Source organism: Lacticaseibacillus thailandensis DSM 22698 = JCM 13996, from assembly GCF_001436135.1.
GTDB lineage: Bacteria > Bacillota > Bacilli > Lactobacillales > Lactobacillaceae > Lacticaseibacillus > Lacticaseibacillus thailandensis.
In genome coordinates this window covers 93,065-119,385 of the sequence record NZ_AYZK01000002.1, presented here as the reverse complement: position 1 = coordinate 119,385, position 26,321 = coordinate 93,065, and the positions used below count along the sequence as shown (strand labels likewise).

The window sequence follows — 26,321 nt, the reverse complement described above, 5'->3', positions numbered from 1 at the left end:
AATGTTAGACGTCATGGGGGTGTCGCCTAGCGAAATTCAGGTTACTTTGTTGGAGGAAGAAAATTATGAATAAGTCGAAAATTGTCCACATTGTCGGAGTTTGCGGGTTAGCCCTCGGCGCGTTGGGTGCAGCGAGCGCCCCAGTGATTGAAAGTCACTTTGCAACTGTGACCGCAGCGACCACGAAAAACGCGGTGGTTGCCGATGACACATCTACACGTAGTATCACGTTGCACAAGTACACCGGTCAGCCAGCCAAGAACACGGATGGTAAGGAACCCAGCGCCGATGATGTCCCAGCCGATGCCAAACCGCTGGCAGGGATCAGCTTTACGGTTCAGAAAGTCACCAAGGTGGCCGGCAAGACCTTTGATGCCAGCGATGCATCGACTTACACCGTGGATAGCAGCTTTACTAAACAGACGGCTACGACTGATGGGGATGGTACCGCGAACATTGATCTGGGTGTGGGGACGTCTGCGGATGGTTACTACCTGGTTACTGAACTTCCGAGCGACGCCGTCAAGACGGCAGCCGCACCATTCATCGTGCATGTACCAATGACCCACGTAGACGCTACGACTGGGGACAAGTCATTGCAGTACGATGTGAACATCTATCCTAAGAACGAAGTCGACACTGACAGCATGAACTTGAACCCAACGAAGACCTTTGACGACGGCACCACTGAAGACAGCGTCAAGAGCGGCGCCGCTGTATCCTGGGACTTGTCGATTGACCGGCCATCCGATATCCACGGTTCCGGGGTGGAAACGGCTGGTAATACCAGCAGCACCGTCACGAACGCGGATGGGAGTACAACCACTACGGATACCACGACGTACAAAACGTATGCCAGTGAGTTGAAGATGACCGATAAGTTGGATGACGACCTGATGACCTACAAGGATGTTTCCAAAGTGGTCATTAGCTCGCCTAACTCCAATGGTGGCATGACGGACACCGCTTTAACAGCCGACACGGATTACAAGGTCACCACGGCCAAAGCCGACGGTAGTACCACCGTCACGGTTGAATTGACTGATGATGGGATCAAAAAGCTGGCCGCCGCACCAAAGGGTAGCAAGTTGACCGCCAAACTGGAGACGACTGTCAAGGCTAATTCCGATGCCAAGATTGAAAACCACTTTGATACCTACTACAAGGGAACTATTACACCAGGTCAAGAACAGCACCAGACAACTACCCCTGGCGAGCCAGGCACAGATAACACGCCAGTGCCAACGGTCTACTTTGGTAATGTTGACCTGACTAAGACTGATGAGGACAACAAGCCGTTGGCAAACGCCACCTTTGAACTGTACAACAGTGAAGCCGACGCCAAAGCCGGGACTAACCCCGTTACGGATGCCAACGGTGACCCGCTAAAGGTGACGACCGATGACCAAGGTAAAGCTGAATTTACAGGCTTGCAGGTTAGCAAGGATGGGAATCACACTCAGAAGTATTACCTAGTTGAAACAGACGCACCTGTAGGTTATGACGTTGACCAGCAGGTTCACGAAGTTACCGCGACGCAGGATGAAAAGAACGATGCTACTGTTGTTGACCACGACAACATGCTGCCAAACTTGCCACTGACTGGTGCGCAGGGCCGGATTCTCCTCTACGCCTTCACGACCGTACTGATTGTTGCCGGTGGTACTGGGGTCTACGTTATGAAGCGGCGTCAGCGTAACGCCTAATTGATATGGTAAAACTACACGACGGGCGTAGCGAGGAATCGCCACGCCTCTTTGTAGAAATGGGTTCACGCTAACCTAAGGGGGCGGAAAGATGGCACCAGCAGCAACAAGACACCAATCAAGCCGGTGGTGGCAACTGGCCGTAATCCTTTTGCTGGCCTGGCTTGTTAGTTTAGGCCTGTGGGCAGGTAATAATACCCAGGATGTGCACGCGGCGTCGACGTTCAATAACAGTGCCTATAACGCAGCAACCAAGAAGGGGCAGTGGCTCCTACAAGGTGGCAACGGTCAGGAGTACGCCAAGATTTATATTGATAGTAACAACACCTTACACATGTCAGCAGCCAACGCCGCGTCGGCACTGGACGCTTCAGGCACTCCGTTGAATGGCAACATCAGTTTAGCTGACCTAAAAAGTGTGACTGCCGTCAGCATTGAGGGTAAAAACTATTTTAACGACAATTCCGCAGGGTTCGTTCAGAAGTTTGCTAACCTCACCAAAATTACGGGGTTAGACAACGTGGATACTTCGCAGTTAACCTCATTGGCATACTTCTTTTCCTACCAAAGTAATAGTGTTGTTGGGAGCACTAACACCAATGCCAAGTTGACGGATATTGAAGGTTTAGGCAGTTGGGATGTTAGCCACGTGACGACGATGGATCATGTTTTTGCCGGGCAAAAGAACCTGTTAAGCGTACCCGGCATTGACAAGTGGAACGTCGCGAACGTCACCAACTTTAATTCCGCTTTCTATGATGATAACGCATTGGCAGCTCTTCCGGACTTGAGTGGTTGGAACACCGCAAAGGGGCAAGACTTCCACTACATGTTTGCGAATATGTACCAGCTCACTAATTTGGCGTCAATTCAAAATTGGCCGACACAACTGGCGACCAACATGTCCTATATGTTTGAAAATGACTCCCAGCTCAAGTTTAATGGCCGGCTCAATTGGAATGTCGGGCAGGTCACAGATTTTAGTGGTATGTTTCATAACGATACAGCCGTCCAGTCACTGGATCTAAGCAAGTGGAATGTGGCTCAAGCAACCCTGATGCCCAGCATGTTTCAAGGTATGACAAACCTGACTAGTCTGGACATCACGGGCTGGCAACCAACCGCGGTGACGAATACTGGCAACATGTTCCAGGACGATGCTAAACTGACGGATTTGCCTGGGATTGCCAACTGGACATTGACTAACATTACGAACCTGACAAGTATGTTTCAAGGTATGACTAGTATTAAGAACTTGCCAGTAGCTAAATGGCAATTAAGTACGAACGGGAATGCCAACATTACCCAGATTTTTTACCAGGATTATGCCTTAACCACCCTGGATTTATCGAGTTGGCGCGTGAAGGGTGCGTGGTCAGCCGGTGACAAGGTGTTTCCGACCTATACCTACACTAATAGCGCAGCACAATCGCAATTAAAATCGATCAAGTTTGGTTCAGGATGGACTGGCAAAGTAGTCTTGCCTACGTTCCAGCTCTCCGCAACGGAATACGGCACTTGGCGTGGTGAGCAACATGACAAGCAGTACGTTAGCGGTGCGGGAACCGTCAAAGAAACGTACCAGCCACCAACTGACGCAAGCGCCCGCACCGATACGTTCCGCTTTGCTTACGACGTGATTGCAAAACTGGAGGATAACCAGGGCAACCCAATTCAGCTAGCCGGTGTGCCGATCATTGTGCAGGATAGTAATGGCAAGGAAGTCATGCGTGGCACGACCGGGGCCGACGGAACGGTCACGGTGCCCATTAATGCGACTGATGGTGACTATACCGTTAAACTAGGTGATTTGCCGGGTGGCTACGAAGCTGTCACGGATACGCGCACCGCGACAATTAATGGTGATGATGTCACCGTCACGTTGGTGGTGGACAAGCAAAACGACAGCAACTTGATTAAGCAATATCCCCACGCTGGCGGGCACGGTACGTTTTTGACTGTGGTAGCCGGAGCGTTAGCAGTCGTGTTGGGCACGACCGGCATGCTGGCGCGGCGGCGTGCTTAGCTACTGCGTGGCAATTGTTGATTTTTCAATGAGAAAGGAGGGACCCCTTTGAAGAAACTAGTGTTGGTGCTCATTGCATTTCTGGGGATTGTGTGCTGGACGCACGGTCAGGTGGTGAGTGCAGCCACAGATACAGGTACGTTAAATATCAACAAGCGCGTGGCCGCTAGTGGCGAGGGTGTGTCCCAACAGACGGTGCCGTTGGGCGGTGCCCGTTACCAGGTGACCCGCATCGTCGCACGCAGTAGTGTTCCCATTAACGCGCAACAGCCACGGACTTATCGCGCTTTGGCTGGTAGACAAGCTTTTAGTATAGTGGTGACCACGGATGCGGAGGGTATGGCTCAAGTTGACGGGTTGGCCCTGAATGCCACTTATTTAGTCCAGGAACTAAGTGGACCGGGAGTGGTTACACCGGCAGGCCCGGTAGCGCTAGTGTTTAACACGACGCACCTCATGTACACCTACACTCCCAAGTCAGGCTTAATGGTGCCCACTACTCCCAGTGAGCACCGGCTGCCGAACACCTTTGAGCCCGTTGGGAACGGTGGTCATCTTCACAAAGGAGCGCACATCCTGCAAACGGGTGGGCAATACCGAACGCCAGGCTTACTAGTGTTAGTAATGATGCTGGTCCTTATGGGCATGCCATTGCTGGTACGTGCAGTTTGGCACAGGATGCGTACAGTCAACGATTGATGATAAGCGAAAGCCCCTATCCTTGCTTGGGCAAAGGTAGGGGCTCTTTTGTGTGGACACATGCACCACCTTGTTTCGGCATGGTGGTGTGTCATGGAGGACTTTATGCGCGCGGCAACTGCGTGCTTAACAGGTCGATAATGCCGCTGTTCGCACTCGGAAAGGCAAAAATCTGTTGTTGAAGCTGGGTGCTGGTGTAGTGCCCGTTGATAATCAGTGTCAGCAGGTTGATCAGCTCCTCGGCATCGTCAGCGTACACGCTGGCGCCGGCTAGGTAGCCCTCATGGTCGAACACCAGTGTCATTTCGGCGTCCAGCGCGTGCTTGTACTCAAAGGCGAGTTGTTGGCCGAACGGAATGACCTGGGTGCGATAGTTGTCCGTATCCTGCGCAGCAGCGCTCGGTGTGACGCCGACTTGTGCGATCCGGGGCATGGTGAAGACCACGCTAGGGATGGCCGGGTAGGCAATCGGGGTGGAGTTACCCAAAATAGTACCGGCAATGTAGTTGGATTCAAAGGTGGCCGTTGGGGTCAACTTTGGTTGTACTTTATTGATGACGTCGCCACTGGCGTAGATGTTCGGTACAGCCGTCTGCAGGTGGTCGTTAACGGTAATGCCGCGGCGCGAAGCCTCAATGCCCAACTGTTCCAGACCGAGGTTCTCTACGTTAGCCACGCGTCCGGTTGCACCCAGCACGTAGTCGGTCTCAATGGTCAGGCCACTCTTGGTGGTGACCGTCAAGCCCTGCTGGCTGTGGGCAATGCTGGTGACGGCTTCACCAAAATGGAACTGCACGCCCTGCTGGGTCAGCTTAGCTTGCAGTTTGGCCACGTAGTCCGGGTTAAATCCGTTCAGGGCGTGGTCACTAAATTCAACGATGTGGACGTCCCGGCCCATGGTGGCGGCCATGGCGGCGAATTCCATGGCGATGATGCCAGCACCAATAAAGGTGATGCGCTGTGGCATGTCTGGCAAGTCCAGGAAGGCCCGACTGTCGTGAATGTATTCTTTACCCGGAATATCTAGCGTGGCGGGACGCTGACCCGTTCCCAGGACGAAGTTGTCGGCAGTGTAGGTGTCCCCACCGACTTTGACCGTATGTGCGTCGACGAGGGTGGCGTCACCGGTGATCATGGTGATACCCATTTGGGTAAATAGTTGTGTCATGGTCGGGGCGAGCGGGTCGATGACCTGGTGCTTGTAGGTCATGAGGGCCGGCCAGTCGATGGTAGTTGTACCGGTCACACCGCTGCCAGCAAAGCGGTGAAGTTGCTCGGTGAGCTGAAAGGCGCCATCTAGGGCAATCTTGGCGTCACAGCCATAATTGGTGCAGGTACCGCCAACGAGGTCGCGTTCGACAATGGCCACGTGTTTACCCGCCTGTAGTAGTGCCACTGCGGCGTGCCAGGTTGCGTGACCCGAGCCAATCATTATTACGTCATAATCCAAAGTTGTTTCCTCCTAATAATTATTAATCGTGCACGACTGATACGGTGGAAAGCAACCGCCCTAGTTGTTCAGGGCGGCAATCAATTTTTCGTTCAGTGCGAGCGCCTCGCGGTAATCATCCAGTGTCAGGGCGTAGTGACCCAAGCAGTCCGCTAACGTTTGGTGAATCGGGTCCTCGTTAGCACGGGCCTGGTCGGTGAGGCTGACGATCAACCGCCGCTTATCTGTAGCCGGATGGGTGCGGTTGACCCAACCACTTTGGGCCAACCGACGAACGAGGGGCGTCAGCGTGTTGGAGCTGAGGTGCAAAGTTACGCCCAGTTCCCGTAGCTCCTGGTGGTCGTGTTCCCACAACGCCGTGAGCAGTAAGTATTGCGGATAGGTGAGGCCGTATGGGCTCAGCGCCTCCTGGTAGAACTTGTTAAAGAGTCGGTTAACGTTGTAGACGCTGAAGCACAGTTGGTCCGCTAAATGAACATGAGTAGACATGATTTCCTCCGTATCAGTCGTGCACGATTGAGATTAGTATAGGGCTTACCCGCCAATAAGGCAAATGGCGGATAATGTCACATATAATTGACATAAGCAAGTACAGGTAGTATCTTATTGGTGTCAGATATATATGACAGTTAAGCGCGAGGTGGCAGAATGAATCATGTACGTGAATATCGTCGTGCACGGCACTTATCGCAGTTAGCACTCGCTAACGAAATTGGGGTTGCCCGGCAGACGGTTAACTTGATTGAGAACGGTAAGTATAACCCCTCGCTAGACCTTTGTTTGCGGTTAGCGTGGGTGTTGGGGACGGATTTGAACACCTTATTTTGGAGGCAGCAAGATGAAGCAGACCAAAGTTAGTTGGAACGACCGGCTGATCAAGTGGTTCTTTGGTATCCCGGGTGTGGTGGACGAGCACATTCGGGCCGCGGTTGGTCGCACTGCAGTTTGGGGCTTAGTGTCAATATTTCTCTTTGACTTACTCAGTAGCTTTGCGTTGAGCTTGTATGCGGTCAAAGCTGAGCAAGTTAACTTTGAACACCTGTTTTACGTTGCATTAATAACGCAGATGGTGGGTCTATTCGTGGTGGTAGTGGCGGTGGTGCTATTACCGTTGGAGCGCACTGATATCTTTTGGCAAGAAGTCAGTCCCGCGCAGCAGAAGCAGGCCGTGCGGAAGCTCCGACGGCGGTATGCCTACCTACTGCCCATTATTTTCATTGCGGAGTGGTTGCTGAACACGGCGATGGACTACGACCATGGTAGTTTCTGGCGGTTGATGTTCAGCTGGCGCGAATTACATCCAGCCTTGAGGTTTGTCATCATACTGGGTATTGTAATGTATGCTTATGAGCGCTGGCGCATCCGTACGGTCAAGGATGATGATTGAGGTGGCAAAGTGGTTGTGGTAGGTACAGCCACTTTTTTGTTGGACTTGATTAATTGGTATTGGCTTCAGTCTCGCGGTTGAGCTGACGTGCAGCCTCCGAGTGGCAGCGCGCACGCCCTGGAGGGGTTAGTACTGCCCTGTCATGTCGCTGGATCTGAAGGCCTAGTGGTATTGGGCTTCAGTCTCTCGGCTGAGCTGACGCGCAGCCTCCGAGTGGCAGCGCGTACGCCCTGAAGGGCTACGCGCTGCGCAATTTCACAAAAAAGTCCACCATTCACTAACTAATACCATTATAATGAAATCATTCTATTAAGCGGGGTGTTGGCGATGCATACACATAGACGGCTCCATATTTCTACCAGTTGGCAAATCCTCATTGGCCTGATTCTGGGCCTCATCTTGGGAACCGTTTTCTACCAAAATAAAACGGCAATTACCGCCATGAACAACGTGGGGACCATGTTTATCGACCTGATCCAAATGATTGTTTTGCCCATCGTGATCTCCTGCCTGACCGTGGGTATCGCCAGCATGGGGGATGTCCGCAAACTGGGTCGCGTTGGCGTGAAGACCCTGGTCTACTTTGAAATCATCACCACCATCGCCATCATCCTCGGGCTCGTCATTGCCAACGTGTTCCATCCGGGAACCCTGGTCAACATCAAGTCACTGACGGCGACCAACATTAGCCAGTACGTAGCCAGCGCCAAAACGGTAGCTAAGGATGGCAGCCTCTGGACGTTGGTCAAGAGCATCATCCCCACCAACATCTTTGCCTCGCTCAGCGCCGGTAACATGATGCCCATCATTTTCTTCTGCGTGCTATTTGGGCTCGGTACGGCGTCGCTCGGCAGTAAGGGACAAATCATTATTGATTTTCTGGATGCCGTTTCCCAGGTGATGTTCAAAGTCACCAACTGGGTCATGAAGACGGCGCCCATTGGGGTGTGCGCCCTGATTGGTGCCACCATTGCGCAGATGGGCCTGTCCGCGTTGAAACCCCTGGGATACTTCATCTTGTTAACCTACGTGGCCTTTGCCCTCCTGATTGTGGTGGTCATGGGGCTGACTGCACGGTTGTTTGGCTTACGTCTCGCCCACATCTTCAGCGTGATCAAGGACGAAGTGATCCTAGCGTTTTCCACGTCTAGTTCCGAAACCGTGTTACCACGATTAATGGACAAAATGGAAAATTATGGTGTTAGCCGCAGCATTGTCTCGTTCGTCATCCCCACGGGTTACTCCTTCAATCTCGATGGAGCGGCGGTTTATGAGTCGTTGGCCGCGTTGTTCCTGGCGCAGGCCTACAACATTAACCTGACGCTGATGCAGCAGTTATCGTTGGTATTGATTTTAATGCTGACGTCCAAAGGTACTGCGGGGGTCAGCGGCGCCGTCTTTGTGGTCTTGCTGGCGACCATGTCCAGCATTGGCGTGCCAACCTCGGGGCTGGCGTTTATCGCCGGTATCGACCGGATTGTTGATATGGGCCGCACCGCCGTCAACGTCTTTGGCAACTCCCTGGCGTCCGTAGTGGTGGCCAAATCGGAAGGTGAGTTTGACGCTGACCAAGCGCAGCGGTACCTTGAGCAGGTACGTGGTCACAACCGGGCCGTTCAGTCCGGTGCGGCCGAATAAGTAATGGGTAGGTGGAATGGATGCAAGCAAAGGTAATTGTGCCAACCGTCGCGGATAAATTAACGGATCACTATTTAGCGCATCACGGGTACCAGGTGCTGACGGTGGCTAACCCGTCGCAGGAGGACATTCTGCGGTTGGCGCCCGATGCGGCCGCGGTGATGATGATCAGCAAGCGCCTGACCAACGATTTGTACGACCAGATGCCCAATCTGAAAGTGTTAGCGCGGCGCGGGGTCGGCTACGATAATATTGACGTTGCCTACGCTGCCAGTCGTGGTGTGTGGGTCACCAACACACCGGGGGCCAACGCCCGGGCGGTGGCTGAGGCCGCGTTGATGGACATTCTGTTGTTAGCCCGGAACATCCCGCAGACGCAGGCATGCATGCAGCAAAGCGGCTGGGCGGCCGCGTACGGGTTGCTGGGACATGAAGTTGGCAGTGCGACGGTCGGTATTGTCGGCTTTGGGCACATCGGCCAGTTACTGGCGCAATTACTGACGGGATTGGGGGCGCGCGTATTGATCTATGATCGGCACCCGCGGCCCACGCCCTATGGTAGCTTTGTGACCTGGGACGAGCTGTTCCGGCGGTCGGATTACGTGAGCCTGCACCTGGCGGCGGTACCGGACACCATTCATAGCGTTAGCGCCCACGAGTTTGGGCTGATGCCTGAACATGCGGGGTTAATCAACCTGGCCCGCGGTAGTATCGTGGATGAACCGGCGCTGATTGCCGCTTTGCAGAACGGCACAATTGGTGGCGCGGCACTGGACGTCTTTGCTGAAGAGCCCCTACCGGCGGACAACCCGCTGTGGCATCTACCGAACGTGTTGGTGACGCCACACATTGGCGCCAACACGGAGGAAGCTAACCGCACTATGGCGATGACGGCGGCGCGGATGATCGACCAGGTGCTGTCAGGACAGCGACCAGACTTTCCCGTTAACGAACCGCAATTTAAGTAAACGCACAGCAGGGCGGCCCCATTGACGGGCCGCCCTGTTTGTATTGGTCGTTAAAAGTATTTGCGCCGCTTGAGCCACCACGCCACCATGCCGGTTAATGCGGCTGAAATAGCGAATACGATCCAGAAGCCGCTGGCACCGTGTTGCCAAGGAATCCAGGTGTTTTGGCCCCAAATACCACTGATGATGGGTGGAATTGCCAGCAAGATGGAGACACTGGTCAGCATCTTCATGATGAGGTTCAAGTTGTTGCCCACGATGGCCGAGATGGCCGCGTTGTACTGCTCCAAAATTTGTTCGGTGCTCTCAACCAGGGTCAACCCCTCGTTCAACTCGATGTTAGCCCGGTAAAGGAGCTCACCAGCAGTACTATCGGTCGTGAACAGGTAGTCAACTTTGCGTAACTCCGCCATGACCGACTGCATGTGGCCGAGTGCGGCGCTCAGGTAAACCAAACTCTTTTCCATCGCCATAATTTCGAGCAGCAGGTCGTTGTGGGATGAACTAGTCACCCGTTTTTCCATTTTGCGGGTAGTGTCATCAACGGTATCGGCCGTCGCGGTGAATGCATCACAGACGGCGTGGATGGCGGCCGCGGCAAAGGTGGTGACGGTACCGTGCACTTCGGCGAGCCGCTCCCATTCAGTCAGGATGGGCAGCGGGGCGGCACAGGCAGTGATTAGTAAGTCGTCGTGCAGGATGAAGGCCACCGGCATGGTCTCGTAAGCGGTAATGCCGTTGGCAGTGGTTGTTTGGTACGGAGCACGGATGAGGATCAGCGCTTGGCCATCTTCCTTGTTAGCTAGATCCTCCACTCGGGGGTCAGCGTGACTGTTGGTCACGTCGACTAGCCAGGTCGTGGGGACATCGTATCGCTGTGCCAACGCGTTTGCTTGGGTGCGGTTCAAGTCGTCGATGTGTAGCCAGCGCGCCGGTCGTTCTACGGCGGCAGGCGCTGTTCCTAGTGGGCGTGGTTGTCTCATGTGGTTCACCTCCTAATTCCAGTGTACGGGGGCAACCGTATGTAAAGCAACCGCTTACAATTATTTTCATTTTGGCTTAGTTAGTATGTTATTATTACCCGAGAAGAGGAGGACGAAAAGATGGGTAATGATACGCGTCGGAGCCGGCATCAGCGGCGTCGGCTTGGTTGGTTGTGGGTAACAGCGGCTGTGGTAGTTGTCGTGGTAGTGGCATTGGTAGTTATTCTGGGCCCGATGCTGGCGCAGCAACGGGGACGCAATGTGGCGTCGCAAACACGGGTGACCGTTAAGTCGTCGCGCATGTCTGACGGTGCGGGCAAGACAACTAGTAGTGGTAATGCCGATGCGGCGGCCAGTAGTACTCAGCCGCGTGTTGGACGTGCAACTGATGCCACATCAAGCCAAGATACTTACCAGTATGCCGTTGGGGTTGGCGATTTTGAAGATACGACCTACCGCGGTTATGGGGTTGACGAGCCGGCTTCCATCACTATTAACGCCGCACAGGGGGCAAGCTACAACCATATTCTGACCATTGTGTACCCACAAGATTCGCCAGATCCGCCCATGGTTACCAAAGTAGGGGCTGAAATACAACAAGGTCCCACGACGGAGTTTAGGTTGTTTAGCGGTCACGGTAATGATGAGGAAATTCGCACCGTGAAGGCCAATACGCAGGTTAACGTTGTGACAGCCATTGCTACTGACAACGGGCCAGCGGATGATGGGGCGCGCTACGTTGGTGAGCGCTTTTACCTGTTTTACAATGTACACGGTACGCTTTCCTTAGCGACACCCAACTTTGCGGGTAACGTTACTGAAGATCAGTTTGATGTTAAGGCTGAATACGTACAAGAATAGCTATGGTACTGCAATGACGTGCGACTACGGTATAATAAAAGGCAACATAGTTTACTGAGGAGCACAAAATGAGTACTGACAAGGAATATGACCGCATGTTGGCGGGCAAGTTGTACGTGACGGATAAAATCAAGTCGTTTAACCGCGAGTGGCCCGGCAAGCGCTTGGTGCAGCGAATCAATCAGTTGCCAGCCGACCACGTACAGGAAATTATTGCCTTGGAGCGGCGAATTTTTCAGGGTGAACACGATAACGTGTTTGTCCAGCCACCGTTTGAGGTCGATTACGGCCGGCACATCAAGGTGGGCAAAAACTTTTATTGCAACGTCAACGCCATCTTTCTGGATACCAACTGGATCATCATCGGCGACAACGTAAAAATTGGGCCGCGGGTTAACTTGTTGACGGCGGGGCACCCCATCGATGCGGGTGTGCGGACGAGCCTCTTGGAATTTGCTCAACCCATCGTGATTGGCGATAATACCTGGTTGGGGGGTAACGTGACGGTGTTGCCCGGCGTGACGATCGGTAATAACGTGGTCGTTGGCGCGGGCGCCGTGGTGACCAAAGACGTGCCGGACGACGTGGTGGTCGTCGGTACTCCTGCTAGGGTGTTACGCAAGATCACCGACGCCGACCGCCAGTACTGGCAGCGACAAGCGGACGAGTATTATCAGGGATAAAAATTAAGGGAGTTGTCAACTGACCGATGGGTTAGATGGCAACTCCCTTTTGAGACTTGGAGTACCGTTGGTGGCAATGATGCGGACGCCAACCGGGATCAATCGTCGCAGCCAGGTTCCACCCGGTACATGATTTCGTGTATACTGGCCTGGGATTAGAATTACGGGAGGGTATGATGAAAGAATTCTTGCAGTTGGATCGCAACCTCAAGCTGCGTATGCTGACCATGTTTCTGGTCGCCATTTTGAATAGTTCCGTCTTACCCAACATGACTATTTATTACTCACATTACTTTGGTACGCTGGTGACTGGGGGCCTGCTGATTGCGGTCTCGGTAGCGAGCTTTCTGGCGGGGCTGTACGGTGGCCACTTAGCTGATGTGTATGGCCGCAAGCCGGTCATGATCGGTGGCGGCCTGCTGATTGCGGTTGGGTACGCCGTGGCTGCGGCCATGAATAGTCCGTGGATTCATGACCCACAGGTGACCTTTATTGGTTTTCTCGTTGCCGGGGTCGGTTCATCAGGGGCCAATCCCGCCGAACAGGCGATGATTATTGACGCGTCGACGCCGGCTAACCGGCAGTACGTATACTCACTTAGCTACTGGATCGTCAATATCAGTGTCATGATTGGGTCGGCGCTGGGCGGCTGGTTCTTTCGCGACTACCTCTTTGAATTACTCACCGGCATGATTGTGGTGTCGATCGTAAACCTGGGCATCGTGAGCCTGGGGATGCGGGAAATTGAGCACGCCACGGCGGCGGTATCCAATTCCCTACGGTCGCTGGTGCACGCGTACCGGGAAGTCATGACCGACCAACGGTACCTCCTATTCTTGATTGGCTGGGTCTTTGCGTGCATCATCTCGAGCCAGCCGGATTACTACTTGGCGGTGCACCTCGGGGCAGACTTTCACCCGACTACCATCATGGGGTTGCACCTCTACGGACAACGGATGCTATCAATGGTCACCATCACGAACACCGTAATGATTGTGGTGCTGATGGGCGTGTTTACCCGCATCAGTCGCGGGTGGCGGCTCGCCCGCACGTATACGTTGGGGGTGACGTTGAGTGCCCTCGGCTTTGCGTCGGCTTTTGTTGGCGACCGGTTCTGGCCCCTCATTTTAAGCGCCGTGATTCTGACGTTGGGGGAAATGTTTGTGGTACCATCCAGCCAAACGCTGCGGGCTGACATGATGAATCCCGCGCGCATCGGGGTGTATTCCGGCGCGATGATGGCGGTCAACCCGTTGGCGTCAGTAATCGCGGGACTACTCGTCAGCGTCTCGGGGTTGCTGGACAACTGGGGCATGGCCGCGGTAATGATTCTGTGTGGACTAGCGTCAATTGGCTTGGTGGGTAGATCCGCGGGGATGCCGGCCACTTATTAGGGCAAAATAAAACGCTCACGGCAACGTGGGCGCTTTTTATATGGCTAAAAGTGTTGAATCATCAGCATGATCAATTTATTCATCCCCATGCTGTAGGCGAGAATCGTCCACGGCTTGCACAGTACGATAATCCACACGAACTTACGCAGGGACATTTTGGTCAACCCTGCGAGCATGCAGAGAAAGTCGTCGGGTGCAACAGGGAGCAGGATGGCGATGGCAAAGAGACGGTCGAACCGCGGCTGGTTGTCCAGGTAGTGTTCGTACTTGTGGACAAACTTCGGGGGGATGACGGCGTGGATAAACGGCTGACCCACCTGACGCACGATGAGGAACGCTATGACTGAGCCCAGGCCCACGCCAACGTAGTTATAGACAAAGCCCCAGAACGGGCCAAAGATACTGACGGCAGCGACGGTCGTCATACCACCAGGGATGATGGGAAAGGTGACCTGGATAATTTGGAGCCCGATAAAGAGGATGGGTCCCCAAATACCAGCGGTGTGCACCAACGCCTGGATGCGTTCGACCGATGAGAGGATGCCAAAGCGGTAGCAAATGATAGCCAGTGTAATGATGACGGCCAGGCCGCACAGTTGACTGACGCGTTGAACTTTGGTGGAACTCTCCATGCGTTCTGACCTCCTTCGTGGTTTGATAGGACTATTATCGGTTGCCGATGGGGTTTCGACACGGTCTCGACCCAGTTTTAACAAAAAAGTAGGCTTCCACCGCTATTCCACCTTCATTTTGGCAAAATCTGTCGTCCCTGTCGTGGGTCCAAAGTTGTAACTGTTGCGTTGCCGCTAGTTGGTACTGGCATCCGGGGCGACGGGGTCCGCCCTGCACACACAAACCGGCCCGGTTAGGGTAAAGTACTTATCAACCCCATATTGCCAACGTCGCCCAGCTGTCATTGCGCGCAAGGTGGCGTATAATGAGGATATTCTGAACAACATTAAACGGAGGAGAGAAACATGCCGGCATTAACACATTTTTACACGCTATTTCAACCTGAGCATTACGACCTCTACATTGACGTGAACCGCGCCACCAAGCAAATCACTGGCCAGTCCGTCATCAAAGGAAACGCAACGGCGCAAGCCATTGCGATCCACCAAAAGGGCATGACCATCAGTGCCGTCAAGAGTAACGGTGCTAAGGTACCATTTACGCTGGACGAGGACGCGGAGGCCATCCGTATTGAGCTGCCCGCTGCCGGGGCAACCACTTTGACCATCGACTATGCCGCACCACTGACTGATTCCATGATGGGCATCTACCCGTCGTATTACGAAGTTGATGGGGTGAAGAAGCAAATCATTGGCACGCAGTTTGAGACCACTGCCGCCCGTCAGGCGTTCCCGTGTGTGGACGAACCGGAAGCCAAGGCTACATTTAACCTGGCGATCAAGTTCGACGAGCACCCGGGTGAGACCATCATTAGTAATATGCCCGAAACGCACACCGAAAATGGCGTGCACTACTTTGACACGACCAAGCGGATGTCCACGTACCTGATTGCCTTTGCGTTTGGCGAACTGCAAAGTAAGCTGACGCATACCAAGAGTGGCGTTGAAATCGGCGTCTTTGCCACCAAGGCCCACGCCGCCAAGGAGCTCGATTTTGCCCTGGACATCGCCAAGCGGTCCATTGAATTCTATGAAGACTTTTATCAGACGCCATACCCGTTGCCACACTCCTACCAGTTAGCGCTACCCGACTTCTCGGCCGGCGCAATGGAAAACTGGGGGCTGGTGACCTACCGGGAAGCTTACCTGACCGTAGATCCGGATAATACTTCGCTGAGTACCAAGCAGCATGTGGCGACCGTCATTGCCCACGAGTTAGCCCACCAGTGGTTCGGCGACCTGGTCACCATGAAGTGGTGGGATGACCTCTGGCTGAATGAAAGTTTTGCCAACATGATGGAGTACGTGGCTGTCGACGCGCTGGAACCGGAGTGGCACGTGTGGGAGTTGTTCCAGACTTCCGAAGCCCCATTGGCACTGCAGCGTGACGCAACTGATGGCGTGCAGTCCGTGCACGTCGAAGTAGAGAACCCGGCGGAAATCGATGCCCTCTTTGATAGTGCGATTGTGTACGCCAAAGGGGCGCGGATGCTCGTGATGGTACGTGCCTTGTTGGGGGACGACGCCATGCGCGCCGGCTTGAAGGCCTACTTTGCAGCGCACCACTACGGTAACGCGGCTGGGGACGACTTGTGGGCTGCGCTAGGGGCTGCCTCCGGGCTCGACGTTGGGGCTATCATGCACTCATGGTTGAACCAGCCGGGGTACCCGGTCGTGACGGCGAGCGTCGAAAACGGCCAGCTGACCCTGAGTCAGCAGCAGTTCTTTATCGGTGCCGGTCAGGATGCCGGCCGGCTATGGCAGATTCCGTTGAACGCCAACTACGACGCGGCACCAACCATCATGAAGGATGCCACCATTACGTTGGGCGATTACGCCCAGTTACGGCAGGCTAACGGTCAGCCGTTCCGCCTGAACGTGGGCAATAACTCCCACTTCATCGTACGTTACGACGACACGCTGCTGCAGGACATTCTTCGGGAAGCGGACCAGCTCGATCCAATTAGTCAGTTGCAGTTGTTGCAGGATCAGCGGCTGTTGGCTGAGGGTCGGCAGATTTCATATGCCGACGTAGTGCCGTTACTGCCGCGGTTTGCAGCCAGCCAAGCATCGGTAGTTAATGACGCCCTCTACCTAGTTGCAAGCAACCTGAAGAAGTTTGTGGCGCCAGAGTCGGCAGCTGAACAGCAACTCAAGCGTTTCTACGACCAGCTGAGTGCTGATCAGGTCGCACGTCTGGGCTGGACGCCGCGAGCTGGCGAGTCTAACGACGATGAGTTGACCCGGCCGTACGTCCTGAGTGCCGCGTTGTACGCGGAGAACCCAGATAGCATTGCGGCGGCCCACAGCTTGTTCCAGCAGTACGCGGACAATCCTGGGGCCTTGCCGGCCGCAACGCGTGTGTTTGTGCTGACTAACGAAGTGAAGCACTTTGGTAGCGCGGCGCTCTTCGACCAGTTGGTGGCCGCTTCCCGCGCCACCGCGGATGCTATTTACCGGGCTGACATTGCCCAGGCATTGACGACGACCACTGATTCGGTACTGATCAAGCGGTTAGTGGACATGTTTGAGGATGCTAACATCATCAAGCCGCAGGATTTGCGGTCTTGGTTCCGCGGTTTACTAGCGAATGACGCTGGCCAGCAAGCGGCTTGGGACTGGTTGCGCAACGAGTGGTCCTGGCTGGAAGAGACCGTCGGCGGCGATATGGAGTTCCCAACGTATATTACTGTCATCGCGGGCATCTTCAAGACGCCGGCCCGCTTGGCCGAGTTCAAGGCCTTCTTTGAACCTAAGATCAGCGACACGGCCCTGACGCGTGAAATCACCATGGATACAAAGGTGATCGCTAGTCGTGTGGCGCTCGTAACCGATGAGCAGGCAGCCGTTAATGCGGCAGTAGCCACGGCTACGAACAAGTAAGTTTAATATCGGTGCCTAGTTCAGGGACAACGCCCGCCAATCACTTAACTAATTGGTGGGCATTTTTATGGTTGCCCAGGAATCTTGTCGGTATTTACTATGCGGTCAGCCCCAGCGGTCGTGGCGCTTGGCGTTACCCCCATCCCTGTGGATGCGTGCTAAAATAAGTTAACTTTGGTTGGCGGGCATACAATGCGCACGGGTGACTTTGAATGACGGCTTGGTCGAGTCGCTGTTTGACGTGGGCACGCTCTGCAGATCGATCCGGCCAGGGAGGTATGAGGCATAATGCGAGCATTAGTAGTAACAGCGTCAGACCAACGGACAATTGAAGCGTTAACGTGGACCGACCGGCCGGTGCCGCAACCAGGCCCAGAGCAGGTATTGGTACGTACTGCGGCGGTGGGGTTAAACCCGGTCGATTATAAAGTAGTGCAAGCGGGTAACCCCGCTTGGCGGTTTCCGCACACCGTGGGGGTCGATATTGCTGGCACCGTGGCGGCGGTCGGGGCCAACGTGACCCGCGTACGGGTCGGCGACCGTGTGGCCGGACATGGTGACTTGGCTCAGGATGGCACCTTTGCGGAGTGTGCGATCATGCCCGCGGCCGCGCTTGCGGTGATTCCGACCAATGTCAGTTGGGTCACGGCGGCTGGTAGTCTTTGTGCCGGGTTGACGGCCTACCAGGCGTTGTACCGGAAAGCCAACTTGACTGCGGTGGACACGGTGTTAGTGCATGCGGGTGCCGGCGGCGTTGGTAGTATGGCGATTCAGTTGGCGCGTGCCGCTGGTAAGCAGGTCGCAACGACCGTGTCCGCCCACAAACAGGACTTCGTGGGCCGGTTGCACCCGGATTTGATGATTGACTACCGTACGGAAGACGTGGATCAACGCTTGGCCGACTGGACACATGGTCTCGGGGTGGACCTGATCATCAACACGATTGGGCAGCCTGCTGCTGATTTGTCCCGCTTGGCGTATAACGGCCAGTTGGTGTGTGTTCTGGATACGCCGGATACGGCCCCGGGGGCCAAGGCCCTCGCCATCAGTGACCTCAATCTTGGTGGCGCCCATCGTAGTGGTGATCCCCGGCAGGTCGCTGACTTAGGACGGATGGCCCAAGCCTTGTTAGCGCTGATTGCAACGGGTCAGGTGGACCCCCAGGTGGAACGCGTAGTGCCGGCGGCCGACATTGTGACTGGACTACAAATGATTGCTGCGGATAAGGTTGTGGGCAAAGTAGTGGCTACCTTTGCATAATCAACTAATGTTTATTAAAGTGGCACAAGGTTAACGCACATAAAAAAATCCGGTTGGTACATACGGTGCCAACCGGATTTTTTTATTGGCGGGTGTAGGTGCGGTAAGGCACCCGGTAGCCGGGAGTACCGGGGATGCGCGTCAACGTATCGTCTTGGGTGAGGTATGCAGGCAACAAGGCTACCCCCTGACCAGCCCGCACCAGGTTAATGATGGCGGCCCATGAATCAATGGCCTGAGTGGTTACCGGGTGGTGTGCGGCAAAGTGCAACGAGCGGGCGCGAAAAGGACACTGCTGGTCGCTATTGATGAGCAGTGGTAGGCTCGGGGTCGCGGATGGTGCCCGTAAGAACATCGCGGGTAGGTAGTGCAACGGGCCGGGTTGGTAATCCGGTTGCTGAAATTGGGCGTAGGTGATCACGGTGGCTACCCTGGTATTGGTCAGCGTATGGATAGCCGTTGAACTGAGCAACTGGTACTGATAATCCTGCAGGCTAAGTACGTGGCGGTAGCTAGTGAGGTAATTGAAGAGCAATGTGGAAATGATGGCCTGGGGACGGGCATTGTCCGGATGCAGGTGGGCCCGCAGCCGCGCGGTCGCCTTGAGCGCTGCGGTGGCGTACGCGTAAAACTCGGTGCCAGCCTTGGTGGGGGTAATGCCCTGGTGACTACGGTGAAAGAGCTGCACGTTAAATTCACGCTCCAGGCTTTGCAGCCGCGCAGTGATGTTTGATTGGGCAAAGCCGAGTGCGCGGGCCGTAGCGTTAATGGAGTGCAATTCATAGAGTTGGCGGAAAATCTCGAGGTCATTAAGTTGCATGGTTTGCGTACCCCCTATCACTAATTACGATAACCCTAACACATTTTGGTAATATGCACAGCGCTTGAAACCACGTACACTCAAACTAAAGGTAAGTTAAGCAGAATGATTTGAGGAGGAATTAATATGCCATATATTCGGGTACGTATTGCTACTAACCAATAGGATCACCCCACAGATCAGGTCGCCGCTATGGTCACACAATTGGCAGTGAACACGCTGGGTAAGAACGCCGCTGCCGCCGTGGCTGACGTGCAGTTTCGGGATCCGCACACGTGGTTTGTGGGTGGACAATCAATGGCCGCGGCGCACCAAACGGGGTTTTATGTCGAAATTAAGGTGACCGCGGGGACGAACACACGTGACCAGGAGGCCGCCTTCATCCGCCAATCCTTTGCACACATGCAAGACATCTTTGGCGATGTTGCCGAGACTAGCTACGTAGTGGTGCATACGGTGGATTCGGCTGATTGGGGTTACGGCGGTCGGACCCAGGAGGATCGGTACGTGCAGGGGTAGTCGGCACGAACACAGCGCGTCATATTATTATTGATCGGTTTAGCGGCTCGCACTGGATGCATAATCTGGTGGGGGTCGCTTTGATTGTGGTCGCAATATGGGTAATAACTAGCGGTAATGTTAGTTATCTCCAGAAAAATGTCACTTTTTTAAAATAAGTGTTGACTTAAACTCGTGTTTAAGTCGTAGAGTCAGTTTTGTTGATTAGGACACATGACAAAGGAGTAATAATATGACAGCAAAAACATGGTTAATTACCGGTACTTCCACCGGTTTTGGTCGTTCCTTGGCGACGTTCTTGGCTAAACAGCCAGATGTCAACGTGGTGGCCACAGCACGGCACCCAGAACAGTTATCCTACCTGGATGAATTTGATCACGGTCAGATTCTGAAGCAACGCCTCGACGTAACTGACCGCGACGAAATTGCCGCCGCAGTCAAAGCCACCGTCGATAAGTTTGGTGCGTTGGACGTACTCATTAACAACGCCGGCTTGGGCTACTTTGGTACGTTTGAGGAAAGCGACCGTGACCAGGTCAAGTACATGTTTGATGTGAACGTTTGGGGCTTGGTTGACATGACCCGTGCCGCTTTGCCAACGATGCGGCAGCAGCATGAAGGTACCATCGTCAACTTCTCTTCCATTGGTGGCTTGTTCTCCTTCCCTACTTTGTCCTTCTACCACGGTACCAAGTATGCCGTTGAGGGGATGACGGAGTCGTTGGCTAAGGAAGTTGCTGACCTGAACATTAAGCTGATGTTGATCGAGCCAAGTGGCTTCCGGACCGACTGGGCTGGTCGTTCATCCAACAAAGCAATGCCCAAGATTGATGACTACAAGCAGTTTGCCGATTTCATTGAAGGTAACGAAGAGGGTGCGCACCACGAGCCTGGTGACCCTGACAAAGCTGCACAGATTATCTACGACCAGGTGACTAACCACCGGGACAGCTTGCCACTACGCCTGCCCCTAGGCAAAATTGCTAGTGACACGGCCATCAACAAGTACGAGCAGACCCTGGCTGATTTCAAGCGCCTGCACGACCTGTCGGCCTCCGCTGACCAGCCAGAAAAGTAGTCGGTTCGCGTTAATGGCCCTTGTTTCCAGATAATTACACCCGTCATTGAATGATGGGGAGCAAAGTGGCATACTGTAAATGGTTATTAATAGTAAGTTACTGCTGGGAACACAGGAGGTTGGTAGCATGGCACAGATTAAGTTGACGGACAGTTTCATGGACCTGATGCGGCGCAAAGGCTTGGCGGACAAGACTTTGCTGCTGATTGCGGATGATGGTGGTGGGCGCTACTCCCTCCAGGGTGGGGCGTGCACCATCGGTTCGAAGTTCAGTTTAATTGAGCTGGATGCACCGGACCCTGACTACAACGTGCGCCTCGAAAACGATGCGGGGTTAGACCTGTACACGTCAGATTATGACCTGTTCTTCCTGGAACATGGTGCGGTGCTCGATTTCAAGCATTACGCCATTGACCTGAAGGATGACGCTCACCACATCGATGGTGCGGTCACGATGGCCAAAGGTGCGGATATCCTGGCGGCCTTCAAGCAGGGCCTGACGGTTGCTGGCGAGACCTGCTAACACCAATTGACAATGATTCCCCGTGACGCCGTGGCGTTGCGGGGAATTTTTATGTGGTGAGTTCGCAAAACTTGTTCTAATGATCATTCTGCAGATAAGTAGTGCTTCAGATTATATTGTTGGCGAACAAAAAATGGCAACCACTGAGGAGCAGTGATTGCCACTTTCTGTATTGTATAGGTAAAAAATTTGCTTCTTCGATTAAAAACAGACTTACTTTGCTGATGCCGTCGACAGTGTCTCCGGCTCAGGGATATCAAAGTTATATTCCTTAATCAAAGCATCAATGTCGCGGCGGATGCCAGTAATCAGCTTCTTTGCATTATTGATGTGTTCGTCAGTGTAAGGTACTTCCATTGGCGCGCGCGAAAACCCAGCGTAACGTCCCTCAGCCTTAAGGGCTACGTGTGAGGAGATGGTGGAGTCAGTGAACAAAATTTGCTTCCGGAAGTTAGTTGCAAGGGTGTATGCCTTGATTTTTGCTTCATAATTGTTTGTTTCAAAAATCTTCTTAATCTTGTAGTCCACATCTGGGACGTAGTTAGTCATTCCGCCAATGATGGTATCACCGCCCATTTGTGACCAAGTCAACCAACAATTTTCAGTGCCGAGGATAACATGGAAATCTTTGTGATTAAGCTTTGCGTCGTAGAACACTGAGGATAGAAACTTGAAGTCAACCGAGGCGTCTTTTAGGCCTTTAAGGCCAACAGCCTGTAACTTCTTAACAAAATCGAGAGTGAACATGAAACCCGAAGTCTTGGGATTGTTGTACGCATAAGTAGGGATGTTGACAGACTGAATAATCGTCTTGAAGTAATCAAAAATTAAGTCTTCAGAGTACTTATTGTACCATGGTGCAACTGCGGCTACTGCGTCAAAGCCCAATGCTTCGGCTTGGGTTGCCAACTCTACAGCCGACTTTGTGTCAGCGGCACCGACGTGTGCAATTAGTTTACGATCTGGGAACTTTTCACGAGCCTTGACGGCTACCTTAAACAGGCTAAGTCGCTCATCATTTGTCATCAGTGGTCCTAACCCGTAAGACCCAGTTACAAATAACCCATCTACACCATTAGCAAAGAAGTATGTCCACAAATCAAGGGTGGCTGGTTCGTCAACCGAACCATCTTCCTTGAACAACGTAATGCAAGGTGAAATGACACCAGAAATATCTGACATAACAAAAGCCTCCATGTGTTTTGAAATCGTTACCAACTTACATCTCGAATGATAGTGAAAAATATTTCAGTTGTCAACACACAACTTGAAAAAATTCAGAAAAAAGTTTCAGCAAATTTGTTGACAAAATATTTCACTCGGGATAGTATGAATTTCGAAAGGAAGCGCTTTCCTGAATACAACACTTTTTGGTAGATATGGAGGCATTCGCCCATGGAAGAAGCAACACTCGGTCTTGATGTTGGCACATCAGGCTTGAAGGTCAGTGTGTATTCTATTAATCAAGATAAAGTAATTGAAAATTTTGTTGCACGTTATAGGGAACCGGCGATTGATGTTGGTGTTTCAACGGTTAATCGCTTTGTAGATACTATTATTGACTCAATTAATCGTGTCGCAGAAAAACTAATAGTAAAATCAGTAGCGTTATCCATACAGATGTATTCATTTGTTGTCAAGCGTGATGGTAAAGAGGTTGTTTACCAGTGGAATGTCCCGTGGCATAAGGATCCAGAGGTTGAGAAAATTCTAGAAAAATACGTTGATATTTCTGGATGCCCCGTTGATACTCTTTTCCCATCGTATAAGATTTTAGCTGCGAAAAAGGATAATAATTTTCACGGTGAAATCCAACCTTATGGTTTACAGGAAGCAATTATTCGTGCTTTAACAGGAAAGCTTGCAGGAGATTACTGCAACATTTCCTCTTACGGATTTATGAACGTTCGGGACCGTACGTGGAACACTGAGTTACTGCATCTTGCTGGTTTTGATGAAGCGGACATGCCAGAGTTGTATAAGTTCAATGCGCCGGTAGGAGAAGTAATTAATCCCAAGGTCAAGCAAGAATCCCCTATTATGGTTGCTTGCGGATTGGGTGATGGCCCATCTGCTTCGTATGCGTCGGCAGGGACATCGTCTTTAGCGGCGAATATTGGGACGTCTATGGCAGTTCGTGCTTTTGTAAATGATATTTCTAAGATTGATTTTCATCGTGTTTGGACGTACGCAGTTGACGACAATACTTGGTGTGTGGGTGGAATTAGCTCTAATGGTTCTGCGGTTCTCGATCACTTTCGTGATGTTAATGTTGTCAAAGATTGGACTGTTTCTCCTAATAAAGCAAATAACACAATTAAGTTCTTCCCGTGGAAATATGGTGAGCGAACGCCTTATTGGTCAAGCTCCTTAAAGGAAACTATGTTGGGCGGGAATGATAAGTCCACACTTAACGATTATCAAGCGGCAATTTTCCGTGGTGTGGCATTCACATTAGCTTCAATGTTTAACGAGGCTTATAAAGTTGTCCACGATAACAATGAAATGCTTGTTGTGGCTGGTGGTGGTGCCAAATCTGAAATTCTCATGGAATATCTGGCTGGTGTTATGCCGGTGCCTATGGGAATTCTGGAAGGATTTGATTTTCTTGGTTCTTATGGTGCCGCATATGTTGCCGCTGAAGCAATTGATCAACACCCAACTAAAAGTCAGTATTTAAACCGGGTTTATAACCCGACGATGAAGTATGTACATGCTTATGGGGAATGGAAGGAAATGGCCGACTATCTAGCAAACTTTTATAACTCGACTGATTTCCATGTCAATGAGGATAAGAGTACGTTTGCAGCACTGATTGGGGGCGAAAAATAATGGGTATCAACATGTTGGCCGGCTATCAAAAGATAGTTACGATCATTCTCCTTATTGCAATTGGTTTTGTTCTAAAGAAGATCAATGTCATCTCCCCGGAATTGCAGAAAGGTCTGAATAACTTTCTGATTAAGTTCATTATTCCATTTGCGGTTTTTGCAGCTTTTTTAACTCCGTTTGATTGGGCTAAGGCAAAGACGTCTATGGTTCTTATTGGAGCGGCTATTCTCTTCTACCCTGTGATGCAATTAGTAGTTACGAAATTGTTTTACTTTTTTGTCAAAGATGACGATAAGAAACGGCTTTTCCAATTTGATACTACTTACAATAATGGTGTGTTCATGGGTTATCCATTTGCTCAAGCACTTTTTGGGAGCAATGGTTTGTTCTTTGCATCGGTATTTAATTTGCCATTCAATATTTACCTGTGGTCCATTGGTTACGCTCAGTTTACCAAACAGCCGATGAACAAAAAGGGCATTTTAAACACTCTAACTAATCCTGTGATTATTGCTTGTGTTTTGGGGTATGTTTGGTGGATTTTGCAAAGATTTGTTCCAGCCAGTGCTAACGTAGTATTGGACCCTGTTAAGGACGTATTTACTACTGTTTCAAGTTGCAATACACCGATGTCAATGGTCGTAATCGGTGCCATGCTAGCTGATTCTAAAATTGGTGCAGTTCTTAAAGATTTTCAAGTTTGGTACTTTGCGGCTTGCAAGCTGCTGGTCGTGCCAGCCTTAATGCTAGTAATTTTGTACTTGATCGGTGCACGGAGCTGGACACTAGCTATCCCAGTTGTAATGACTGCTATGCCTACTGCTGCTACGGGGGGTATTCTTGCTGGTCAATTTAATATTCAGAAGGAGCTGGCTGCATCATTAATCACCTTTACTACGTTACTGTCGGCGGCCACAGTGCCTATTTGGTTAATTTTAGTGTTGAATATAGTTGCTTAATAATTGGAGGTTTTAGTCATGACAAAGGTAGTAAGTTTAGCACGTTCATTCGCAAAGCTGGACGACAAGCCAATTCGGATGTTGAGAGATGCCGGCTTTGATGTCGAAATTAAACGTAACTTTGATGTTTATGACGAGAACAAAATTGCTAAACTGATTGGTGATGCTGACGCGGTTATTGTCGGTTCCGATAAGGTTGGTCAGGTAGTTTTTGATAACTGCCCTAATCTCAAGGTAGTTTCCAAACAAGGCGTGGGGTTGAATAATGTCGATCTTGAACTAGCCAAGGAGCGGGGAATTAAGGTTACAAATACGCCTGGAGCTAATCGCGAGAGTACCGCTGAAATGGCCTGGTTGTTACTCATGGCTGCCAATCGTAACCTCTACCATGAGGCACATGAGCTCAAAGCAAAGAATGGGGATTACGGCGCCACTGCAATTCAGAGTGATTTGTTTGGTAAAACAATTGGTATTATTGGGTTTGGTGCAATTGGTCGGACCATTGCGCGGATTGCGATGGGCTTTAACATGAAGGTTATTGCCTATGATCCATTCTTGAAGCTGGGCGCTGCGAAAAGTGGGGATTATGATGCAAACATCGTTTCGCTTGATGAAGTTCTAACAAAGTCTGATTTCATCACGTTGCATTCTCCGGCAACCAAAGATAATCATCACATGATCAATGCAGACGCTATCAAGAAAATGAAGGATGGGGTCATCATAGTTAATGCAGCACGTGGTGAGCTCATTGATGAAGATGCCCTTTTTGCGGCGTTAAAGTCTGGTAAGGTTAAAGCTGCAGGGTTGGACGTTTTTGAGGGTGAACCCCCCGTTGGTAACAAGTTGTTGACTTTGGACAACGTTATTGGGACTCCACACGTTGGTGGGCAATCCGTTGAGTCTAGTAAGAATCTTGGATTGCATGCCGCTCAGAATGTGATCGATAATTTGAAATGATGTCTATTTGATATGGTGGCTTTTTATGCGGGAATGCCTGTAACGACATTCCTCTTTTTTTTA

24 protein-coding genes are annotated in these 26,321 nt (G+C 52.0%); 18 read left to right on the top strand and 6 right to left on the bottom strand.

Features of this window, described 5'->3' with window-relative positions; all coding sequences use genetic code 11:
* The first annotated feature begins 65 nt into the window (after positions 1-65).
* The 3 genes from FD19_RS04220 to FD19_RS04210 all read left to right on the top strand — a co-directional run bounded on the left by FD19_RS04220 (position 66) and on the right by FD19_RS04210 (position 4,431).
* Positions 66-1,706, top strand: coding sequence for a SpaH/EbpB family LPXTG-anchored major pilin (locus FD19_RS04220; RefSeq protein WP_056969197.1), 1,641 nt, complete (start codon positions 66-68; stop codon positions 1,704-1,706).
* A gap of 91 nt (positions 1,707-1,797) precedes the next feature.
* The gene (locus FD19_RS04215; protein WP_056969196.1) at positions 1,798-3,732 is read left to right on the top strand and encodes a BspA family leucine-rich repeat surface protein; all 1,935 of its coding nucleotides are present in this window, start codon (positions 1,798-1,800) and stop codon (positions 3,730-3,732) included.
* A 48-nt stretch (positions 3,733-3,780) separates the two neighbouring features.
* Positions 3,781-4,431: a hypothetical protein gene (locus FD19_RS04210; protein WP_054749998.1), complete on the top strand. Its 651-nt coding sequence runs from the start codon at positions 3,781-3,783 to the stop codon at positions 4,429-4,431.
* Between the two features lie 103 nt (positions 4,432-4,534).
* Here FD19_RS04210 and FD19_RS04205 read toward each other — a convergent pair whose 3' ends face one another.
* Both FD19_RS04205 and FD19_RS04200 read right to left on the bottom strand, forming a co-directional pair.
* Positions 4,535-5,863: a dihydrolipoyl dehydrogenase family protein gene (locus FD19_RS04205; RefSeq protein WP_056969195.1), complete on the bottom strand. Its 1,329-nt coding sequence runs from the start codon at positions 5,861-5,863 to the stop codon at positions 4,535-4,537.
* Between the two features lie 78 nt (positions 5,864-5,941).
* Positions 5,942-6,370, bottom strand: coding sequence for a MarR family winged helix-turn-helix transcriptional regulator (locus tag FD19_RS04200; RefSeq protein WP_054750009.1), 429 nt, complete (start codon positions 6,368-6,370; stop codon positions 5,942-5,944).
* A 159-nt stretch (positions 6,371-6,529) separates the two neighbouring features.
* Between FD19_RS04200 and FD19_RS04195 the strand changes: the two genes are divergently transcribed.
* From FD19_RS04195 to FD19_RS04180, 4 genes are all read left to right on the top strand, one after another.
* On the top strand, positions 6,530-6,739 hold the full coding sequence (locus tag FD19_RS04195; protein ID WP_054750011.1) for a helix-turn-helix transcriptional regulator: 210 nt from the start codon (positions 6,530-6,532) through the stop codon (positions 6,737-6,739).
* A complete protein-coding gene (locus FD19_RS04190) occupies positions 6,720-7,268 on the top strand; it encodes a DUF3278 domain-containing protein (protein ID WP_054750012.1) in 549 nt (182 codons plus the stop codon). The genes FD19_RS04195 and FD19_RS04190 overlap by 20 nt, the downstream gene beginning before the upstream one ends.
* Positions 7,269-7,595: 327 nt before the next feature.
* On the top strand, positions 7,596-8,906 hold the full coding sequence (locus FD19_RS04185; protein WP_056969194.1) for a cation:dicarboxylate symporter family transporter: 1,311 nt from the start codon (positions 7,596-7,598) through the stop codon (positions 8,904-8,906).
* Between the two features lie 20 nt (positions 8,907-8,926).
* Positions 8,927-9,874 carry a phosphoglycerate dehydrogenase gene (locus tag FD19_RS04180; RefSeq protein ID WP_056969193.1) on the top strand — a complete coding sequence of 316 codons (948 nt, stop codon included), beginning with the start codon at positions 8,927-8,929 and terminating at the stop codon, positions 9,872-9,874.
* Positions 9,875-9,924: 50 nt separating this feature from the next.
* Here the strand turns inward: FD19_RS04180 and FD19_RS04175 are convergent, their stop codons facing one another.
* Entirely contained in the window at positions 9,925-10,857 is a 933-nt protein-coding gene (locus FD19_RS04175; RefSeq protein WP_054750018.1) for a magnesium transporter CorA family protein, read from the bottom strand.
* A 120-nt stretch (positions 10,858-10,977) separates the two neighbouring features.
* Between FD19_RS04175 and FD19_RS04170 the strand changes: the two genes are divergently transcribed.
* The 3 genes from FD19_RS04170 to FD19_RS04160 all read left to right on the top strand — a co-directional run bounded on the left by FD19_RS04170 (position 10,978) and on the right by FD19_RS04160 (position 13,795).
* Positions 10,978-11,718 carry a hypothetical protein gene (locus tag FD19_RS04170; RefSeq protein WP_054750020.1) on the top strand — a complete coding sequence of 247 codons (741 nt, stop codon included), beginning with the start codon at positions 10,978-10,980 and terminating at the stop codon, positions 11,716-11,718.
* A 68-nt stretch (positions 11,719-11,786) separates the two neighbouring features.
* Complete coding sequence (locus tag FD19_RS04165) at positions 11,787-12,401, top strand: DapH/DapD/GlmU-related protein (RefSeq protein WP_056969192.1); 615 nt, start codon at positions 11,787-11,789, stop codon at positions 12,399-12,401.
* A gap of 173 nt (positions 12,402-12,574) precedes the next feature.
* Positions 12,575-13,795 carry an MFS transporter gene (locus tag FD19_RS04160; protein WP_225353468.1) on the top strand — a complete coding sequence of 407 codons (1,221 nt, stop codon included), beginning with the start codon at positions 12,575-12,577 and terminating at the stop codon, positions 13,793-13,795.
* 44 nt (positions 13,796-13,839) lie between these two features.
* Here the strand turns inward: FD19_RS04160 and FD19_RS04155 are convergent, their stop codons facing one another.
* A complete protein-coding gene (locus FD19_RS04155; protein WP_056969191.1) occupies positions 13,840-14,427 on the bottom strand; it encodes a TVP38/TMEM64 family protein in 588 nt (195 codons plus the stop codon).
* Positions 14,428-14,772: 345 nt separating this feature from the next.
* Here FD19_RS04155 and FD19_RS04150 point away from each other — a divergent pair, with 345 nt between their 5' ends.
* Both FD19_RS04150 and FD19_RS04145 read left to right on the top strand, forming a co-directional pair.
* Positions 14,773-17,310, top strand: coding sequence for a M1 family metallopeptidase (locus tag FD19_RS04150; RefSeq protein ID WP_054750024.1), 2,538 nt, complete (start codon positions 14,773-14,775; stop codon positions 17,308-17,310).
* Positions 17,311-17,598: 288 nt separating this feature from the next.
* Positions 17,599-18,570: an alcohol dehydrogenase catalytic domain-containing protein gene (locus tag FD19_RS04145; protein WP_054750026.1), complete on the top strand. Its 972-nt coding sequence runs from the start codon at positions 17,599-17,601 to the stop codon at positions 18,568-18,570.
* Positions 18,571-18,652: 82 nt separating this feature from the next.
* Here the strand turns inward: FD19_RS04145 and FD19_RS04140 are convergent, their stop codons facing one another.
* Positions 18,653-19,390 (bottom strand): LysR family transcriptional regulator, encoded by a 738-nt coding sequence (locus FD19_RS04140; RefSeq protein WP_056969190.1) that lies wholly within the window; start codon positions 19,388-19,390, stop codon positions 18,653-18,655.
* Positions 19,391-19,582: 192 nt separating this feature from the next.
* Between FD19_RS04140 and FD19_RS04135 the strand changes: the two genes are divergently transcribed.
* The 3 genes from FD19_RS04135 (at position 19,583) to FD19_RS04125 (ending at position 21,510) form a co-directional block, all read left to right on the top strand.
* Complete coding sequence (locus FD19_RS04135) at positions 19,583-19,909, top strand: tautomerase family protein (RefSeq protein ID WP_082619497.1); 327 nt, start codon at positions 19,583-19,585, stop codon at positions 19,907-19,909.
* Positions 19,910-20,141: 232 nt separating this feature from the next.
* The gene (locus tag FD19_RS04130) at positions 20,142-20,987 is read left to right on the top strand and encodes an oxidoreductase (RefSeq protein WP_054750030.1); all 846 of its coding nucleotides are present in this window, start codon (positions 20,142-20,144) and stop codon (positions 20,985-20,987) included.
* A 127-nt stretch (positions 20,988-21,114) separates the two neighbouring features.
* Positions 21,115-21,510: an iron-sulfur cluster biosynthesis family protein gene (locus tag FD19_RS04125; RefSeq protein WP_056969189.1), complete on the top strand. Its 396-nt coding sequence runs from the start codon at positions 21,115-21,117 to the stop codon at positions 21,508-21,510.
* Between the two features lie 213 nt (positions 21,511-21,723).
* Here FD19_RS04125 and FD19_RS04120 read toward each other — a convergent pair whose 3' ends face one another.
* Positions 21,724-22,692, bottom strand: coding sequence for a dihydrodipicolinate synthase family protein (locus tag FD19_RS04120; protein WP_056969188.1), 969 nt, complete (start codon positions 22,690-22,692; stop codon positions 21,724-21,726).
* A gap of 213 nt (positions 22,693-22,905) precedes the next feature.
* Between FD19_RS04120 and FD19_RS04115 the strand changes: the two genes are divergently transcribed.
* Genes FD19_RS04115 through FD19_RS04105 form a run of 3 tightly spaced genes read left to right on the top strand, consistent with a single transcriptional unit; the run spans position 22,906 to position 26,258 of the window.
* Positions 22,906-24,342, top strand: coding sequence for an FGGY family carbohydrate kinase (locus FD19_RS04115; protein WP_054750033.1), 1,437 nt, complete (start codon positions 22,906-22,908; stop codon positions 24,340-24,342).
* A complete protein-coding gene (locus FD19_RS04110; protein ID WP_056969187.1) occupies positions 24,342-25,301 on the top strand; it encodes an AEC family transporter in 960 nt (319 codons plus the stop codon). Before FD19_RS04115 ends, FD19_RS04110 begins: the two co-directional genes overlap by 1 nt.
* 18 nt (positions 25,302-25,319) lie before the next feature.
* On the top strand, positions 25,320-26,258 hold the full coding sequence (locus FD19_RS04105; RefSeq protein ID WP_054750038.1) for a phosphoglycerate dehydrogenase: 939 nt from the start codon (positions 25,320-25,322) through the stop codon (positions 26,256-26,258).
* Positions 26,259-26,321 lie beyond the last annotated feature (63 nt).

Bases quoted from the DNA above. Each gene is read 5' to 3' on its own strand.
- FD19_RS04190 (WP_054750012.1), top strand. From the start codon at position 6,720: ATGAAGCAGACCAAAGTTAGTTGGAACGACCGGCTGATCAAGTGGTTC.
- FD19_RS04170 (WP_054750020.1), top strand. From the start codon at position 10,978: ATGGGTAATGATACGCGTCGGAGCCGGCATCAGCGGCGTCGGCTTGGT.
- FD19_RS04185 (WP_056969194.1), top strand. From the start codon at position 7,596: ATGCATACACATAGACGGCTCCATATTTCTACCAGTTGGCAAATCCTC.
- FD19_RS04175 (WP_054750018.1), bottom strand. From the start codon at position 10,857: ATGAGACAACCACGCCCACTAGGAACAGCGCCTGCCGCCGTAGAACGA.
- FD19_RS04180 (WP_056969193.1), top strand. From the start codon at position 8,927: ATGCAAGCAAAGGTAATTGTGCCAACCGTCGCGGATAAATTAACGGAT.
- FD19_RS04220 (WP_056969197.1), top strand. From the start codon at position 66: ATGAATAAGTCGAAAATTGTCCACATTGTCGGAGTTTGCGGGTTAGCC.
- FD19_RS04120 (WP_056969188.1), bottom strand. From the start codon at position 22,692: ATGTCAGATATTTCTGGTGTCATTTCACCTTGCATTACGTTGTTCAAG.
- FD19_RS04115 (WP_054750033.1), top strand. From the start codon at position 22,906: ATGGAAGAAGCAACACTCGGTCTTGATGTTGGCACATCAGGCTTGAAG.
- FD19_RS04195 (WP_054750011.1), top strand. From the start codon at position 6,530: ATGAATCATGTACGTGAATATCGTCGTGCACGGCACTTATCGCAGTTA.
- FD19_RS04215 (WP_056969196.1), top strand. From the start codon at position 1,798: ATGGCACCAGCAGCAACAAGACACCAATCAAGCCGGTGGTGGCAACTG.
- FD19_RS04135 (WP_082619497.1), top strand. From the start codon at position 19,583: ATGGTCACACAATTGGCAGTGAACACGCTGGGTAAGAACGCCGCTGCC.
- FD19_RS04205 (WP_056969195.1), bottom strand. From the start codon at position 5,863: ATGATTGGCTCGGGTCACGCAACCTGGCACGCCGCAGTGGCACTACTA.
- FD19_RS04160 (WP_225353468.1), top strand. From the start codon at position 12,575: ATGATGAAAGAATTCTTGCAGTTGGATCGCAACCTCAAGCTGCGTATG.
- FD19_RS04105 (WP_054750038.1), top strand. From the start codon at position 25,320: ATGACAAAGGTAGTAAGTTTAGCACGTTCATTCGCAAAGCTGGACGAC.
- FD19_RS04155 (WP_056969191.1), bottom strand. From the start codon at position 14,427: ATGGAGAGTTCCACCAAAGTTCAACGCGTCAGTCAACTGTGCGGCCTG.
- FD19_RS04165 (WP_056969192.1), top strand. From the start codon at position 11,787: ATGAGTACTGACAAGGAATATGACCGCATGTTGGCGGGCAAGTTGTAC.
- FD19_RS04145 (WP_054750026.1), top strand. From the start codon at position 17,599: ATGCGAGCATTAGTAGTAACAGCGTCAGACCAACGGACAATTGAAGCG.
- FD19_RS04125 (WP_056969189.1), top strand. From the start codon at position 21,115: ATGGCACAGATTAAGTTGACGGACAGTTTCATGGACCTGATGCGGCGC.
- FD19_RS04200 (WP_054750009.1), bottom strand. From the start codon at position 6,370: ATGTCTACTCATGTTCATTTAGCGGACCAACTGTGCTTCAGCGTCTAC.
- FD19_RS04110 (WP_056969187.1), top strand. From the start codon at position 24,342: ATGGGTATCAACATGTTGGCCGGCTATCAAAAGATAGTTACGATCATT.
- FD19_RS04150 (WP_054750024.1), top strand. From the start codon at position 14,773: ATGCCGGCATTAACACATTTTTACACGCTATTTCAACCTGAGCATTAC.
- FD19_RS04130 (WP_054750030.1), top strand. From the start codon at position 20,142: ATGACAGCAAAAACATGGTTAATTACCGGTACTTCCACCGGTTTTGGT.
- FD19_RS04140 (WP_056969190.1), bottom strand. From the start codon at position 19,390: ATGCAACTTAATGACCTCGAGATTTTCCGCCAACTCTATGAATTGCAC.